Raw genomic sequence first — 15,971 nt, forward strand, 5'->3', positions numbered from 1 at the left:
TTGAAACCACTCTATCTTTTTGTTTTTACGCGCATTTGAATCCGAAAACCACTTCACACTTTTCGGAATGCGCTTTAGACTTCGCTCAAAATCAGGCAGCTGATTTTGGCTTAATCAGGTTGCGTTCCAGCAACAACTCAGCGATCTGAATGGTATTCAGAGCTGCACCTTTGCGCAGGTTATCGGCAACAATCCACATGGAAAGACCGTTTTCGAGGGTGATATCTTCACGGATGCGCGAAATGAATGTCGCATCTTCGCCGGCGCTTTCATACGGGGTGATATAGCCGCCGTCTTCAAGCTTATCGACAACCTGACAACCCGGTGCTTCACGCAGGATTTCACGGGCTTCATCAGCACTGATCGGCTTATCGAATTCAATATTCACAGCTTCAGAGTGACCGATAAACACCGGAACGCGCACGGCGGTGCAAGAAACCTTGATCTTCGGATCAAGCATCTTCTTCGTTTCAGCCATAACTTTCCACTCTTCTTTGGTGGAACCGTCTTCCATGAAATCATCGATATGCGGAATGACGTTGAAGGCAATACGCTTGGTGAATTTCTGAGCAGAGACAGGATCAGCAACAAAAACCGCACGTGACTGCTGGAACAATTCGTCCATGCCTTCTTTACCGGCGCCGGAAACCGACTGGTAGGTCGCAACAACGATACGCTTGATGGTGGCCGCATCATGCAAAGGCTTCAGAGCAACAACGAGCTGCGCTGTCGAGCAATTCGGATTAGCAATGATATTGCGCTTGCGGAAACCGTCGATTGCTTCAGGGTTTACTTCCGGAACGATCAGCGGCACATCCGAGTCATAGCGCCATGCGGAGGAGTTATCGATAACAACACAACCCTGTGCAGCGATTTTCGGCGACCATTCTTTTGAAACCGAACCACCGGCAGACATCAGGCAAATATCGACATCAGAAAAATCATAGGTGTCGAGAACCTTGGTTTTCAAGGTTTTATCGCCATAAGACACTTCAGTATTGAGGCTGCGACGGGACGCAAGCGCCACCACCTCAGAGGCTGGAAAACCACGCTCTTCAAGAATATTGAGCATTTCACGGCCCACATTACCTGTGGCACCGACAATAGCAACTTTGAAACCCATATGAAATCTCCTGTCCCTCTCCGCTTTCACACCAGAAAACCCGTTGGCCACGCAGGTTCTCCACCCCGGACCTAACCCGGGAGAGGGTGAGCAGGCCAAGGGATCAGACCGTTTTGGTGGTCGTTTTCGAGGTGATTGTCTTCAGGGCAATCATGGCCGTTTTGGTAATATCGAACGCAGGAGAAGATAAGACCATAGCTTCGCCGCCGGAAATGTTTCCGGAAAATGCTGGCAAAACTAATAGTGAAGCGAGGGATTCCACGCAATGTCTCCTAATTCACCGTTGCTTGTACCGCGATTTTGGCAAGAGTCAATTGCCGTTTATATCCCGAAAGCCGCATATTTTTTATGAAAATAACAATTTTTCAATTTGCAATGCCGGCGCTCGTGCGCCCCTCGCGCTACAACGAAAAATATTTCGCTATTATTATACTAAAGAATACTGACGCAAATCCCGTTTTCAGTTCATTCTGTCTGTGACTGCTTTGCCAAGCGGCGCAACAAGCCGCACGATTGCAGACATCCGGCCAAACTGGCCCAGACCGACCGAAGCTGGCAATGAGCATATTTGGCCGGCAATGAGCATATTTGAAATGACTGAAAGGCAGAAAACAATCAACGCCCGGTGACAATAAGGGAACAGTCACAGGGTTTATCCGGGAGGAAAAAGAATGGCAGCAATTGACGGTGCGCGCGAACGCGCCCCTAAAATGACCAAGGAAGAGCGCAAGGTTATTTTTGCCTCATCGCTTGGAACAGTCTTTGAATGGTATGATTTCTATCTCTACGGCTCACTGGCAATTTATATCGGAGCCACCTTCTTTAGTGAATATCCTGAAACAACCCGTAATATTTTCGCGCTGCTGGCTTTTGCGGCGGGCTTTCTTGTCCGCCCGTTCGGCGCGCTGTTCTTCGGCCGCATCGGTGATCTGGTCGGCCGTAAATATACATTCCTTGTGACCATCGTAGTGATGGGGCTTTCCACCTTCCTCGTTGGTCTTTTGCCGGGTTCGGCATCTATCGGCATCATCGCACCAATTATTCTAGTTGTACTGCGCATGCTGCAAGGCCTGGCGCTTGGTGGTGAATATGGCGGCGCTGCCACTTACGTGGCCGAGCATGCACCAAATGGCCGTCGTGGTTTCTACACCTCATGGATTCAGACCACAGCAACATTCGGTCTTTTCCTGTCGCTCGTTGTGATTCTTCTCATTCAGAACTCACTGACCGCTGAAGAATTTGCAGCCTGGGGCTGGCGTATCCCGTTCCTGATTTCAGTTGTTCTGCTCGGTATTTCCGTCTGGATCCGTATGCAGATGAGTGAATCACCGGCTTTCAAGAAAATGAAAGAGGAAGGCAAACAGTCCAAAGCGCCCCTGAAAGAAGCCTTTGGTCAGTGGAAAAATGCCAAGATTGCTCTGATTGCCCTGTTTGGTCTGACCGCAGGTCAGGCTGTGGTCTGGTATACGGGACAGTTTTATACGCTATTCTTCCTGCAAAACGTGCTGAAGGTTGAAAGCATTTCAGCCAATATCATGATTGCTATCGCGCTTCTGATTGCCACACCATTCTTCCTGTTCTGGGGTTGGCTGTCGGATAAAGTTGGCCGCAAACCAATCATCATGGCTGGTCTTGCACTGGCAATCTTTACCTATTTCCCGCTGTTTAAAGCGCTTACAACTGCTGCCAATCCGGCACTTGCCCGTGCAGAAGCCACGATCAGCGCAACCATTACCGCAGCACCCGGCGATTGTACTTTCCAGTTCAATCCGGTGGGCACTGCCAAATTCACCACGTCCTGCGACGTTGCAACCGCCTTCCTGTCCCGCTCTTCCGTACCTTATACGGTTGAAACCGGCGCAGCAGGCACCCCTGCAAGCGTCAAGATCGGCGACAGCACTATAACATCCTATGATGCGACCGGTGCTGATGCAGCTACACGCGGCCCTGCTTTCATCCATGATACGAATCTGGCTCTGCAAAAGGCTGGTTTCCCTCTGGTGCGTAATCCTGCCAAAGTGCCGGATGCCAAACTGGATGCATTTGTTGCTGCTAATCCGGAACTGGCACTGAATGCAGATACTATTCGTGCCGGTGAAGCAGCCACAATGACAGCCGATCAGATGGTCGCTGCCAAACTTATTACAGCAGCTGACGCGGCGACAATCGGCGAGCAAAAAGTTTATACAATTGCGGATGCAGGTAGCTTTAAAATGGTTGCTAATCCGGATGAGGTAAACTGGCCGCTGACAGTGCTGATCCTGACCATTCTGGTGATCTATGTAACCATGGTCTATGGCCCGATTGCCGCAATTCTGGTGGAAATGTTCCCGACCCGCATCCGGTATACCGGTATGTCCCTGCCTTATCACATTGGTAATGGCTGGTTCGGTGGTCTGCTTCCGGCAACCGTATTTGCGATGAGTGCGGCCAAAGGCGATATTTATTACGGCCTCTGGTACCCGATTATCATTGCAATCATGACCCTGATTATCGGTCTGATCTTTGTGCGTGAAACCAAAGATCGTGACCTCAATCACGTAGAGTAAAAACTCTGCCGCAAAACAAAACCGCCGGAACAGCAATGCTCCGGCGGTTTTTCTATGATCAATCGGCTGCTCTGAATTTTAAGCAGACAATCCTTTGTACTTGGCGAGAATTGCGTCGCCCATTTCAACGGTGCCGACTTTATTCGAGCCTTCCGACCAGATATCGCCGGTGCGGATACCATCATCGAGAACCGCAGCAATTGCAGCTTCCAGACGATCAGCTTCCTCAATCAGGTTGAAGGAATAACGCAGGCACATTGCGAAAGAAGCGATCATTGCAATCGGGTTGGCAATGCCCTGTCCGGCAATATCCGGTGCCGAACCATGAACCGGCTCATACAGCGCTTTGCGCTTGCCTGTTGTTGCATCCGGTGCACCCAGCGATGCCGATGGCAACATGCCGAGCGAACCGGTCAGCATAGCTGCAACATCAGACAACATATCGCCGAACAGGTTATCCGTGACAATCACGTCAAACTGCTTCGGCCAGCGTACCAGCTGCATACCACCGGCATCTGCCAGCATATGCTCAAGCTGCACATCCGCATATTTGGCTTTATGGGTTGCGGTCACAACTTCGTTCCACAACACGCCGGACTTCATCACGTTGCGTTTTTCCATCGAGGTAACTTTATTGCCGCGTGTACGCGCCAATTCAAAAGCCACACCGGCAATACGTTCGATTTCATAGGTTTCATAAACCTGTGTGTCGATACCGCGCTTCTGGCCATTGCCCAGATCGATGATTTCTTTCGGCTCACCGAAATACACGCCGCCGGTCAGCTCGCGAACGATCAGAATATCGAGACCTTCAACAACTTCAGGGCGCAGCGATGAGGCATCGGCCAGCGCCGGATAGCAAATTGCAGGACGCAGGTTCGCAAACAGCGACAGATCTTTACGCAGGCGCAAGAGGCCTGCTTCCGGACGCACTTCATAAGGAACGCTGTCCCATTTAGGGCCGCCAACGGCACCAAACAATACGGCATCAGCAGCCAATGCTTTTTCCATATCGCCTTCAGAAATTGCCTGACCATGGGCATCATAGGCAGAGCCGCCGACAAGACCTTCATCTGTCTCAAAGCCAAGGCCTTTTTCTTCATTCAGATAGGTAATGATTTTGCGGACTTCCGCCATTGACTCAGGGCCGATGCCGTCGCCCGGCAGAAGAAACAGTTTTCTGGTCGCCATTATGCCATGCCTTTGTTCAGATCACTTGCCGGTCAGCCGCACAAGTGAACCTCTTTAAACTCAGAGCACTCTTCCTCTGCAACTTGTTTCAAAGGCAAAGCGCTCACGCGAAAAATTCACGCTATTCATAGCCCAAAAGCTCAAAGAGGGGAAAGTGTCAAACGCAAGATTTGACTCATATTTTTGCAAATTTCGCAATAATCTTAAAACAAATATCTGCGCAGCTTTAAAAGCTTGCCGTAGCACAATTTAAACTGTCAGGGAGCAAGACGCTTAATCCAAAGACCTTGCTTCCGATGCCAGCAGGATCGGAATGCCCTCCCGTACCGGATAGGCCAGTTTTGCTTTTTTGGAAATCAGCTCACTATGTTCACGGTCATAGACCAGCACGCTTTTGGTCAAAGGGCAGACCAGTAATTCCAGCATTTTCGGATCGATTTGCTTGTCGCCTCTCTCGGTAGACATATTCAGCACCCTTTACCCGCGCATATTACTGCAAGCCTGAGCCATAATCATCACCATGGCGAGCCAGCGCAATTTCAGTAATTGCCACCAATGTTTCCGCACGGGTTTTCAAATCCGGCGCTTCGAGCAGCGCTTGTTTTTCAGCTTCACCAAAAGGCGACATCATCGACAATGCATTGACCAGTGTCTCATTGCCCGCTTTAGCAATGCTTTCCCAGTCGGCTTCAAGACCGTTGATTTCAAGATAATTCCGAAAAGCCTGCAACAATGCTTCGCGATCAACATCTTTCTCGCCCTGCTCTTCTTCCAGATCCTGCAAATACGGTGTCACACGAGCCATACGAAACGGATGCGCCACAGACAGTTCTTCCTCCAGCCTGAACCGGCAAATGCCCTGTACTGTGATGAGAACACGCCCGTCGCCGGTTTCGGTATAAGACGTGATCCGTCCAAGACAGCCGACAGCACTCAGTTCCGGTTTATCCGTGCCTTTGGCCGCACCTTCTTTATCTTCCACCGCAACACCGTTGACGATTTTAGGTTGAATAATTCCGATCACACGATCACCGGCTAAAACTTCATCCACCATCACCAAATAGCGCGGTTCAAAAATATTCAGCGGCATTTGTCCGCGAGGCAATAACAGGCCGGCCACTAGCGGAAACACCGGAATCACTTCTGGTAAGTCTGACGCTTTTCGATAATGGACATTGCCCGCCTGCATAAATTCACCTCACCGCTCTGTGCCGGACTTCACATTCCGGTCCTCATTTCATATTCAAAACGGAGCGACCATTACGGTTAAAGATCGCTCCCTGTATTTTAAGCAAATAACAGTGACGACAATTTACGGCGTCCGCTCAATGTGGCCGGATCTTTAAAGCCCCAAGCCTCAAAAAATTGCAGCAATTGCTTGCGTGCGCCGTCGTCATTCCATGTACGATCTGCTTTCATAATCGCCAGCAACCCGTCGGCAGCCTCATCACGCTTATCCAGCGCATTGGCAATCATTGCCAGATCAAAGCGCGCCTGATGGTCATTCGGATCTGCATTCAAACGTGCCTGCAATTCAGCAGGATTACCAAGATGGGCAACCTGTTCGGCCAAAGCCAGACGCGCTTCAACAGCACGTATTGCCGGATCATCCTTCTGTTTCTCCGGCACTTGTGCCAGTACTTCGCGGGCTTTTTCGAGATCACCCAGATCAAACAGACATCCTGCCAGACCGGCAAGAGCTGCCATATTATCCGGCACATTTTGCAAAACAGCAGCGTAAATCTGCGCAGCCTGATCCGGCTCGCCATGCTCCTGCATTTCCTGCGCTGCTGCCAAAGCCTCTTCGATTGCAGCCTGCGGGCCACTTTTCGCACCGGCGCTTTTGGCAACCTTATCGATAAACTCTTTAATCTTGCTTTCCGGCAAAGCACCCATAAAACCATCAACAGGCTGACCGTTGACGAAAGCAATCACGGCCGGAATTGACTGAATACCCAATTGTCCGGCAATCACCGGATGATCGTCAATATTCATCTTCACGAGTTTAACGGTACCCTGCGCCGCATTCACAGCGCTTTCGATCACCGGCGTTAATTGACGGCACGGGCCGCACCAAGGTGCCCAGAAATCCACCAGCACCGGCTGATTACGGGATTCGCTGATAACGTCAGCAGCAAAATCTGCCGTCGTAGTCTCTTTAATCAATCCGGCAACAGCGGTCTCAGAACTGCCAAAACCAGCCAGCGAAGACAGAGTCCCTGAACTGTCCTCTGGTTGCACAGCATTCGCCGCCGGTGCGCTTGCGCTCCTATCATCAACAAGTGCGCTTGCGCCCGTATTATAGGTCACGCTGGTATTGCCGTTTCCCTGCCCCGCGCCTTGTCCGGCTGCAGTGCCATAAGACGCACCGTAAGGATTACCGCCATAAGGATTGTTACCGCTGTTCATTCTCGTCCCTTAATCCGCTCGTATCATAACCACAGGCATCATAATGCAGCATGGTCTGTGCCTTACAATGATTATGGCAGAATAAAATATCTCTGCCATGTTAATTCGGCATTTTACGTTGCGCTTTCAACCCCTAACCTAAAGGCTCTGTTCAAGCGGGAGCAACTTCTGCAGTGCTGACAGGCAATATACGCACATCATGTCCGGTTGCTTTCAAAAACTTCAGTAAATCGTCACGGCGGATTGACGTTGTGGCCTCATTGGTCAGCGGATGCGCATTGATAATTTCATGGCGCATCAATGCCTCGTCGAGAATAATGCTGACTTGATGCTCGCTGTCATTGATCGCACCCAAAACAGAAACCGATCCCGGTATCAGCCCCAGATATTCCAACAGCTTTTCCGGTTTACCAAAAGACACCTTGCTGGATGCGCCAATCACCGTGTGAATCGTCTTCAGATCAACAAGTGCATCTTCCTCAACAGTTACCAGAAAGAAATTGTCCTTCTTATCTTTGAGAAAAAGATTCTTGGTGTGCCCGCCCGCGATCTCTCCACGCAGATTTTGAGAATCAGCAACGGTAAACAAAGGCGGATGAGTCACTGTTTTTACCTCGATCCCCAGTGTTGCCAGATAATCATGCAATTCGGCAGCAGTTTTCGGCATTATTTTATTTCTCCTCCATGAAAAACTATACCACTCTTATAAAACTGCCATCCGAAATGCAAAGTCCCTGAAAAAACCACATGCTTAAATCCGAATCATAACAAGGATTTATGCCCCTGTTCCCGCCCAATCCGATATATCAGAGCTCCAACATCCACAAATTCAGCCTGTAATGCGCTTTTTTGTAATTATACACAAAACTGTTTGAGTTTTTCGCAAAATCCCTGTTGCAAATCACCTGAGGTTTTGCCATATAGCGCAGGCCTAACCAACAAACTGGCGCGAGCGGGTGTAGCTCAGGGGTAGAGCACAACCTTGCCAAGGTTGGGGTCGAGGGTTCGAATCCCTTCGCCCGCTCCAGTTTGGTTAAGCTTTCAAAAGCCACGCAACAGCGTGGCTTTTTGCTTTTCTGCTCAGATTTTCCCTTAATTGCCACATCCTCAAAACCTAATTGCTGATTTGTCGTAAAGCCTTCAAAAAAAATACAGATTTTGAATTTTCCCTATTGCAAATCACTTTGGATTTTGACATATAGCGCAGGCCTAACCAACAAACTGGCGCGAGCGGGTGTAGCTCAGGGGTAGAGCACAACCTTGCCAAGGTTGGGGTCGAGGGTTCGAATCCCTTCGCCCGCTCCAGTTTGGTTAAGCCTTCAAAAGCCGCGCAACAGCGCGGCTTTTTGCTTTTCTGATTACTGCTTTTATTTCAATTATTTATAGTCAAAAAATATGGCGCCGCACTTCAAGCGCGGCGCCTTGCCTGCAGAGAATCGTTTTCAAGCATGAAGTTAAGAGGAGAAAACCTGTCTCTCTGCGCGGGCAACACGACGGCGCGCAATAATAAACGCCGCAATAAACACCAAGGTCATCAGCAACACGATAGTTGGTGCCGGCGCGCTATCGATGAAAAAACTGGCATAAACACCAAGTCCCGATGAAGCGACTGCCACAACGACTGCAACAATCAGCATGGAACTGAAATTGCGCGTCAGCAGGAAGGCAATAGCCCCCGGCGCAATCAGAATCGCAATCGCCAGAATGATGCCCACCGCTTTCAAAGCACCGACAATGGTCAGCGAGAGAATGGCCAGCAAACCGTAGTGCAACAACCGCACCGGCAGCCCCACTGCACGGGCCTGCGCCGGATCAAAGGCATGTAGCAGTAAATCGCGCCATTTCAGCACCAAGAGCGTGGTGACAATTAAAGCAATGATTGCTGTCTCAATCATATCCTGCTTGCCGATACCAAGAATATCGCCGAACAGAATGTGATCCAGATGCACGTCAGACTGCACCTTCACATACATCACTAATCCAAGACCAAACATGCCGGAGAAGACGACGCCCATAATGGTATCTTGTTTGATCCGGCTGTTTTCTTTCAGAAAGCCGGTTGCCAATGCACAAAACATCCCAGCAACAAATGCACCAATCGCCAGCGGGATATTAATAATATAGGCCAGCACCACACCCGGCAGTACCGCATGGGAAACAGCATCCCCCATCAGTGACCAGCCTTTAAGCACCAGAAAACACGATAATAATGCAGCCGGTACCGCGATCAGCATAGCGATGACCATAGCATTGACCATAAATTCAAAGCGAAACGGCATTATCAGAGTTTCAAACAGGCTCATGATTGCACCTCCGCTCTGATCGCTTCAGCTGCGCGACGTCTTGCTGCCAGCATGCCGTGCTTCGGTGCGAAGAAAAATGCTGCCAAAAAGATCAGCGTTTGCATCACAACAATAATACCGCCGGTCGCACCGTCGAGAAAATAGCTGATATAAGCGCCGCTAAAGCTGGTAACAGTCCCGATAATCACAGCGATCATCAGCAAGCGCGGAAAACGATCTGTTAGCAAATAGGCCGTCGCACCCGGTGTCACCACCATCGAGATCACCAGAAATGCACCCACTGTCTGCATAGCCGCAACGGTACAGGCCGACAGCAGCGTGAAAAAAATTACTTTCAACACCGTCGGGTTCAGGCCGATAGAACGGGCATGGCTTTCATCGAAGAAGGTCACCATCAGGTCTTTCCAGATGAACAGCAGCACGGCCAGTGATACAAAGCCGATTATCGCCAGTTGCAGCGTATCCGCCGGTGTAATCGCCAGAATATTACCCAGCACAATAGTCTGAATGCTGACGGCCGTTGGCTTCAGCGACACCATAAACAGGCCGAGACCGAAGAAAGACGTGAAAATCAGACCGATAATCGCATCTTCTTTCAGCTTGGTACGTTCATTGAGAAACAACATCGCAGCCGCAGCTAAGCCACCGGAGAAAAAAGCACCAATCGCAAAAGGCAGGCCAAGCATATAAGCGCCCGCCACACCCGGTACGATGGAGTGCGATAAGGCATCGCCGATCAATGACCAGCCTTTGAGCATCAGATAGCCGGACAGGAATGCGCACACGCCGCCGACCAGCGCCGAAACCCACATGGCATTGATCATATATTGATAGGAGAACGGCTCAAGCAGCAGTTCCATTAGTCTGCTCCTTTGCCGTGACCGTCTTGATAGAGCACCAGCGGCCGCTCATCATCAGTCAGAATATTCACCGGATGCGCCTTGTCTTTATCAGCATCCTTGAGCACGAAATGACGCAGCACACCGCCAAAGGTCTTCTCCAGATTTGCCTGCGTAAAGATCGTTGCTGTATCACCATAAGCCAGAACCGTGCGATTCAGCAGCACTGTACGGTCACAGAATTCCGGTACACTGCCGAGATTATGGGTCGAGACAAACATCACCCGTCCCTCATCACGCAGATCGCGCAGCAGCTTGATAATCGCTTCTTCGGTTTTGACATCCACACCGGTAAACGGCTCATCGAGCAGAATAACTCGACTATCCTGCGCTAACGCCCGTGCCAGAAACACGCGCTTTTTCTGCCCGCCAGACAATTCACCGATCTGGCGCTTGCGATACTCCGTCATGTTCACGCGTGCCAACGCATCTGTGACAGCCTGATAATCCGCAGATTTGGCGCGGCGCATCATGCCCATATGACCATAGCGCCCCATCATCACCACATCTTCAACGAGAACCGGAAAATTCCAGTCCACATCTTCCGACTGCGGCACATAGGCAACAAGATTACTCTTGAGTGCCTGCTTAACAGGAAGCCCGAGAATGCGGATATCGCCTTTTGCCAGCCGCACAAAGCCCATCAGCGCCTTGAACAAGGTGGACTTACCGGAACCGTTCACCCCCACCAGTGCGGTGATTGTACCGGTCGGAATTTCAAAGCTGGCATCACGCAGGGCCGTATGACCATTGCGATAGGTTACTGTCGCACCACGCACCATAAGCCCTGCTCCCGCATCGGATGATGCGGGAGACCGGACTGTCGTTGGGCGGACATTAAGCGGGGCATTCATTATTTCGCATCTCCGGATTTAAGACCCTTCGCAATCGTGTCAGTCGTCACACGAAGCAGGTCGAGATAGGTCGGCACGGCACCGTCCGGCTCTGACAGTGAATCCACATACAGAACACCGCCATAATTCGCGCCGGTTTCAGACGCCACCTGCTTGGCCGGAGCCGGAGAGATCGTGCTTTCAGAGAAGACCACATTGATCTTGTTCTTACGAACAGCATCAATCACTTTACGAACCTGCTGCGGCGTGCCCTGCTGATCCGCATTGATCGGCCACAGATAGAGCTCTTTCAGGTTGAGATCACGTGCCAGATAGCTGAAGGCACCTTCACTGGTAACCAGCCAGCGCTTGTCTTCTTGAATATCTTTCAGCTCATCCTTGATCGGGTCAATCAGAGCTTTGAGCTTGGCTTTATAGGCTTCCGAATTGGCCTTATAGGTTTCCGCGTTTTCCGGATCGTGTTTTACGAAAGCATCACGGATATTATCAACATAGATCATCCCTGCCGATGGTGACATCCAGGCATGGGGATTTGGCTTACCGCTATACGGACCTTCGGTAATGCCCATCGGTTCAACACCATCCGAGACAACAACGCTTGGAACATCTTTCAGGTGCTGGAAGAATTTTTCAAACCAGCGTTCAAGATTGAGGCCGTTCCAGAAAATAAGCTGAGCGCCCTGCGCCTTCATAATATCGCCTGGGGTCGGCTGATAATCGTGAATTTCCGCATCCGGCTTGGTGATGGATTCCACAATCGCGGCATCACCTGCAACATTGCGGGCAATATCGGCAATCACTGTGAAAGTTGTCACGGCTTTGAATTTTTCCTTAGCCGCAGCAGGCACTACGACAAGCGCGGCAGAAAAAGCCGAACCAATAATACCGGCCAGCAGCACGCGCCTCAGTTTACTGAACATTTTCAACTCCTCAATCCATACCAAATTTTTTTATTGCAAATAGAAAATCCTAGTTGCAAATGATTGTCAATTGCACTCCTCGTAAAGAGTCTGTAATAATTTTGCAAGTGAAAATCATTCGCAACTAGAGCAACGGATCGTGCCATGCTGGAAATGCCTGAAAATTTACGCGCGCAATTGCGGTCGCAACGCCTGATGCAAAAGCAGGATACCTCCCGTATCCGGCCGATTTTGCAGAAAGCCGGCCTGCGCCCGACCAAACAACGTCTAATGCTCGGGCAATTTCTGCTCAGCGGACATCACCAGCATATTTCGGCCGATGATCTGCATCTGCTCGTGCTGCAGTGTGGTTTCAGCATGTCGCTGGCGACCGTCTACAATACCCTCAACCAATTTGCTGAGGCCGGTCTGATCCGCAAAATATCCGTCAGCGGCCAACGCACATTCTTTGATACCAATGCCCGTAATCATCAGCATTTTTATTTCGAGGATGAAGATCGTATGATTGATATCGGCGGTGCCGCGCTCATGCTTTCACCAGCGCCACAAGCACCGGAGGGCTATACAATTAGCAAAATCGATATTCTGGTCAGTCTTAAGAAAGTGGAAAATAAGCAATTATGAATGTTACAATTGTGTCACCGGTCTGATGTCTGTCTGTCACCAACGCAGTGTAGTGAACGCGCAGTGGCGGTCTGTGTCCCCCGTTAGAAATACACATCCGCATCTTCTCTTCAAACTCTGTGAAGGAGCAGATCCATGCGGATTGTTCAGATTACCGATACTCATCTCAGCCCGTCCAAAGCCCATTTCACTAAAAACTGGCGCCCGCTTGTCGAATGGCTGGAAGAGGTTCAACCGGATCTCGTCATCCATACCGGCGATCTGGCTGTCGATGGCGCGGATTTTGACGATGATCTGACCTTCTGTGCTGATCTGCTTGGCGAACTGAACATGCCGGTGCTCTGTGTGCCCGGTAATCATGATGTCGGTCATCTGCCCTCCTCTCTCCAGCCGGTTAATGATGAACGTCTGGAACGCTGGCGTGATCTCGTCGGCCCAGATCGCTGGCTGCATGACCAGTCCGGCTGGCGTCTGATCGGGCTGAACAGCCTGCTGATCGGCAGCGGCCATGCGGAAGAAGAACAGCAGTTTCAATGGCTGGAAGAGGCGCTCAAAGGTGCCAATGGTAATCCCGTAGCCATTTTTGCCCATAAGCCGCTTTTTGTAGATAGCCCTGATGAAGGCGACAGCGGTTACTGGGGCGCTTCACCGAAAGACCGCAAACGCCTTCTCGATCTGTTCAACGCGTATAATGTCCGCCTATATGCCAGTGGTCACCTGCACCGCGCATGGGCTGGCCATCATCAGGGTATTTCCCTGATCTGGGGGCCTTCCTCCGGCTTTATCGTCGGCCCGATGGAACGCGATCTGCCGGGTGAGCGCATTGTCGGCGCGGTTATCCATACGCTGAGCGATACAGTCCACAGCGAGATCACCGAACTGACACAGCTGCGCCCATATCTGCTCGATGATGTGGTGCATGAAGTTTATCCTTCGAGCCATACTGCCGTTATCGCAAATGCGGATGAAACGGAGCAGGCATAATGGCTCATTTCGCGCTGAAGAATATTTCCAAATCCTTTGGCGATCAGCACATTCTCAAAGATGTGACGATTGAAGCCGAAGACGGTGAATTCATTGCACTGGTCGGGCCTTCCGGTTGCGGCAAAAGCACCATCCTGCGCATTGCCGCTGGTTTGGAACATGCCGATGAGGGGCATATCTGGTTGGGTGAGCGTAATATCACCGCCGCCCATCCCTCCGATCGCAATATCGCAATGGTATTTCAGTCCTATGCACTCTATCCGCATCTGACAGTGCGTGAGAATATTGCCGTGCCTCTCGCCATGCGCGATCTGAGCACAATGGAACGCCTGCCACTAATCGGCAACTGGATGCCGGGTCAGGTAACTAAACGCGCTACCATTCAGCAGCAGGTACTGACAACTGCACAGAGCCTGAAAATAGACCATCTGCTGGATCGCAAACCTGCACAAATGTCCGGCGGCCAGCGCCAGCGCGTGGCACTGGCACGCGCTATGGTACGCCAGCCGCAGGTCTTCCTGATGGATGAGCCGCTCTCCAACCTCGATGCCAATTTACGCGTGCATACCCGTGCTGAAATTGTCGATCTGCATCGCCGCGCCGGTGTACCAAGTCTGTATGTAACCCATGACCAGTCCGAAGCTCTGAGTATGGCCGACCGTGTTGCTGTGATGATTGGTGGCCATCTGCTGCAAATCGATACACCGGCAGAGATTTATAATAATCCGCGTCATATCGAGGTTGCCCGTTTCATCGGCAGCCCGAAAATCAACGTGCTCAATGCCCGTGCCAGCGATCAGGGCATTATTCATTTTGCCGGAAAACCGATCTTAAATCAGGTTGATATTCACGCCGGTTCCGCGCTCAGCGTGGCTATCCGCCCTGAGGATTTGCAAATCCGCCGTGCCAATGACAAGCCTGCAGAACGAACAATCTCAGCCACTGTGGCGCGTATCGAATTTCTCGGCTCCGAAGCACTGGTCTATCTCCATGCTCCGGGCACTCAGGAACTGCTCACCGCCCGCAGCACACCTGCTTCAGTCGCAGAACTGCAACCGGATATGCCGGTGCATCTGACTTTTGAGCCGAATAAAGCCTTGCTGTTTGACACGGAAGGCCAGCGCCTGCGTAAACTTAACCATACAGTGACCAGTCGCATCAAGGCAGACAGCCATGTCTGACATTGCACAAATCTTCCCTCCGGTGATGACCGCGCGTGAAGCAGCCAATGCGGCATGCAAACGTGAAGAACGGCTGGCATGGAAACTGATGGCGCCTGCTGTCTCACTGGTGTTGCTGTTTATTCTGCTGCCGACACTGGCTGTGCTCTATCTCAGCTTCACCAATTTTGAACTCGGCTATACGGATTACGAATTTATCGGTCTGGAAAATTACATCGAGCTTTTCAAAGACCGTACCTTCCGCATTTCCCTGCAAAATACAGCCATTTATACGCTGATCGTTACACCGGTTTCAGTTTTTCTCGGATTAGGTGCAGCCTTGCTGATCGAGAGTGAAACGCGCGGCAAAGCTTTTTTCCGCACTGTCTATTTTCTACCTGTCGCCTCGCTGCTCGTTGCTATGGCCACCGTCTGGCAATATCTGCTGCACCCGACGATGGGGCCGGTTAATGCCATGCTCGGCCTGTTAGGCATTGACGGACCAAACTGGCTCGGCAGTTCCTCCACCGTACTGCCAAGCCTTGCCATGATCGGCATCTGGCAATCGGTCGGTTTCAATATGGTGCTGTTTCTGGCTGGCCTGACCGCCATTCCCCGAGAGCTGTATTCTGCCGCTGAAATGGACGGCGCCAAAAGTGCATGGGAGCGTTTCCGCTTAGTCACCTGGCCGCTGCTCGGCCCCACTACACTCTTTGTCCTTACCATCAGCGTCATCAACTCCGTCAAAGTTTTTGAATCGGTCAAAACCCTCACACAAGGCGGGCCGAACAAGGCCTCCGAAGTGCTGCTGCATACGATCTATCAGGAAGGTTTCGTGTTCCTGCGTGTCGGCTATGCCTCAGCCATGACGGTCATTTTCCTCATGGTGCTGATCGTGATGATGTTGCTGCAATATCGCGTGCTTGACCGCCGCGTGCATTATTAAAAGGCGAAA

Annotated in this window: 16 protein-coding genes and 2 tRNA genes; 7 read left to right on the forward strand and 11 right to left on the reverse strand. The window is 51.0% G+C overall.

Annotated elements, in window-relative coordinates; translation table 11 throughout:
- Positions 1 to 91: 91 nt before the first annotated feature.
- On the reverse strand, positions 92 to 1,123 hold the full coding sequence (locus QUF18_RS00105) for an aspartate-semialdehyde dehydrogenase (protein WP_289384190.1): 1,032 nt from the start codon (positions 1,121 to 1,123) through the stop codon (positions 92 to 94).
- A gap of 103 nt (positions 1,124 to 1,226) precedes the next feature.
- On the reverse strand, positions 1,227 to 1,385 hold the full coding sequence (locus QUF18_RS00110; RefSeq protein ID WP_289384192.1) for a hypothetical protein: 159 nt from the start codon (positions 1,383 to 1,385) through the stop codon (positions 1,227 to 1,229).
- A gap of 409 nt (positions 1,386 to 1,794) precedes the next feature.
- On the opposite strand from QUF18_RS00110, the gene QUF18_RS00115 reads away from it, so the two are divergent.
- Positions 1,795 to 3,672, forward strand: coding sequence for an MFS transporter (locus QUF18_RS00115; RefSeq protein WP_289384195.1), 1,878 nt, complete (start codon positions 1,795 to 1,797; stop codon positions 3,670 to 3,672).
- Positions 3,673 to 3,750: 78 nt separating this feature from the next.
- Here the strand turns inward: QUF18_RS00115 and leuB are convergent, their stop codons facing one another.
- The 5 genes from leuB to QUF18_RS00140 form a co-directional block, all read right to left on the reverse strand.
- The gene (gene leuB, locus QUF18_RS00120) at positions 3,751 to 4,863 is read right to left on the reverse strand and encodes a 3-isopropylmalate dehydrogenase (protein WP_289384197.1); all 1,113 of its coding nucleotides are present in this window, start codon (positions 4,861 to 4,863) and stop codon (positions 3,751 to 3,753) included.
- Positions 4,864 to 5,136: 273 nt separating this feature from the next.
- Positions 5,137 to 5,328: a Trm112 family protein gene (locus QUF18_RS00125; protein ID WP_289384199.1), complete on the reverse strand. Its 192-nt coding sequence runs from the start codon at positions 5,326 to 5,328 to the stop codon at positions 5,137 to 5,139.
- 25 nt (positions 5,329 to 5,353) lie between these two features.
- The gene (locus tag QUF18_RS00130) at positions 5,354 to 6,052 is read right to left on the reverse strand and encodes an LON peptidase substrate-binding domain-containing protein (protein ID WP_289384201.1); all 699 of its coding nucleotides are present in this window, start codon (positions 6,050 to 6,052) and stop codon (positions 5,354 to 5,356) included.
- A 98-nt stretch (positions 6,053 to 6,150) separates the two neighbouring features.
- Entirely contained in the window at positions 6,151 to 7,272 is a 1,122-nt protein-coding gene (gene trxA, locus QUF18_RS00135; RefSeq protein WP_289384202.1) for a thioredoxin, read from the reverse strand.
- Positions 7,273 to 7,423: 151 nt separating this feature from the next.
- On the reverse strand, positions 7,424 to 7,939 hold the full coding sequence (locus tag QUF18_RS00140) for a prolyl-tRNA synthetase associated domain-containing protein (protein ID WP_289384203.1): 516 nt from the start codon (positions 7,937 to 7,939) through the stop codon (positions 7,424 to 7,426).
- Positions 7,940 to 8,224: 285 nt separating this feature from the next.
- Between QUF18_RS00140 and QUF18_RS00145 the strand changes: the two genes are divergently transcribed.
- Both QUF18_RS00145 and QUF18_RS00150 read left to right on the forward strand, forming a co-directional pair.
- A tRNA-Gly gene (locus QUF18_RS00145) sits at positions 8,225 to 8,299 on the forward strand.
- 203 nt (positions 8,300 to 8,502) lie between these two features.
- Positions 8,503 to 8,577, forward strand: a tRNA-Gly gene (locus tag QUF18_RS00150).
- Between the two features lie 149 nt (positions 8,578 to 8,726).
- Here QUF18_RS00150 and QUF18_RS00155 read toward each other — a convergent pair.
- From QUF18_RS00155 to QUF18_RS00170, 4 genes are read right to left on the reverse strand one after another with little or no spacing between them, the layout of a single operon-like run.
- Complete coding sequence (locus tag QUF18_RS00155) at positions 8,727 to 9,575, reverse strand: metal ABC transporter permease (protein WP_289384204.1); 849 nt, start codon at positions 9,573 to 9,575, stop codon at positions 8,727 to 8,729.
- Entirely contained in the window at positions 9,572 to 10,435 is an 864-nt protein-coding gene (locus QUF18_RS00160) for a metal ABC transporter permease (RefSeq protein ID WP_289384205.1), read from the reverse strand. Before QUF18_RS00160 ends, QUF18_RS00155 begins: the two co-directional genes overlap by 4 nt.
- The gene (locus QUF18_RS00165) at positions 10,435 to 11,328 is read right to left on the reverse strand and encodes a manganese/iron ABC transporter ATP-binding protein (RefSeq protein ID WP_289384206.1); all 894 of its coding nucleotides are present in this window, start codon (positions 11,326 to 11,328) and stop codon (positions 10,435 to 10,437) included. The genes QUF18_RS00160 and QUF18_RS00165 overlap by 1 nt, the downstream gene beginning before the upstream one ends.
- On the reverse strand, positions 11,328 to 12,248 hold the full coding sequence (locus QUF18_RS00170; RefSeq protein ID WP_289384207.1) for a metal ABC transporter substrate-binding protein: 921 nt from the start codon (positions 12,246 to 12,248) through the stop codon (positions 11,328 to 11,330). Before QUF18_RS00170 ends, QUF18_RS00165 begins: the two co-directional genes overlap by 1 nt.
- A 144-nt stretch (positions 12,249 to 12,392) precedes the next feature.
- Here QUF18_RS00170 and irrA point away from each other — a divergent pair, with 144 nt between their 5' ends.
- The 4 genes from irrA (at position 12,393) to QUF18_RS00190 (ending at position 15,962) form a co-directional block, all read left to right on the forward strand.
- Positions 12,393 to 12,872: an iron response transcriptional regulator IrrA gene (gene irrA, locus QUF18_RS00175; protein ID WP_289384208.1), complete on the forward strand. Its 480-nt coding sequence runs from the start codon at positions 12,393 to 12,395 to the stop codon at positions 12,870 to 12,872.
- A 135-nt stretch (positions 12,873 to 13,007) separates the two neighbouring features.
- The gene (locus QUF18_RS00180; RefSeq protein WP_289384210.1) at positions 13,008 to 13,856 is read left to right on the forward strand and encodes a metallophosphoesterase family protein; all 849 of its coding nucleotides are present in this window, start codon (positions 13,008 to 13,010) and stop codon (positions 13,854 to 13,856) included.
- Entirely contained in the window at positions 13,856 to 15,037 is a 1,182-nt protein-coding gene (locus QUF18_RS00185) for an ABC transporter ATP-binding protein (protein WP_289384211.1), read from the forward strand. Before QUF18_RS00180 ends, QUF18_RS00185 begins: the two co-directional genes overlap by 1 nt.
- The gene (locus tag QUF18_RS00190) at positions 15,030 to 15,962 is read left to right on the forward strand and encodes a carbohydrate ABC transporter permease (RefSeq protein WP_374806455.1); all 933 of its coding nucleotides are present in this window, start codon (positions 15,030 to 15,032) and stop codon (positions 15,960 to 15,962) included. Before QUF18_RS00185 ends, QUF18_RS00190 begins: the two co-directional genes overlap by 8 nt.
- Positions 15,963 to 15,971: the final 9 nt, after the last annotated feature.

The sequence above is a fragment of the Pseudochrobactrum kiredjianiae genome (assembly GCF_030362795.1).
GTDB lineage: Bacteria > Pseudomonadota > Alphaproteobacteria > Rhizobiales > Rhizobiaceae > Pseudochrobactrum > Pseudochrobactrum kiredjianiae.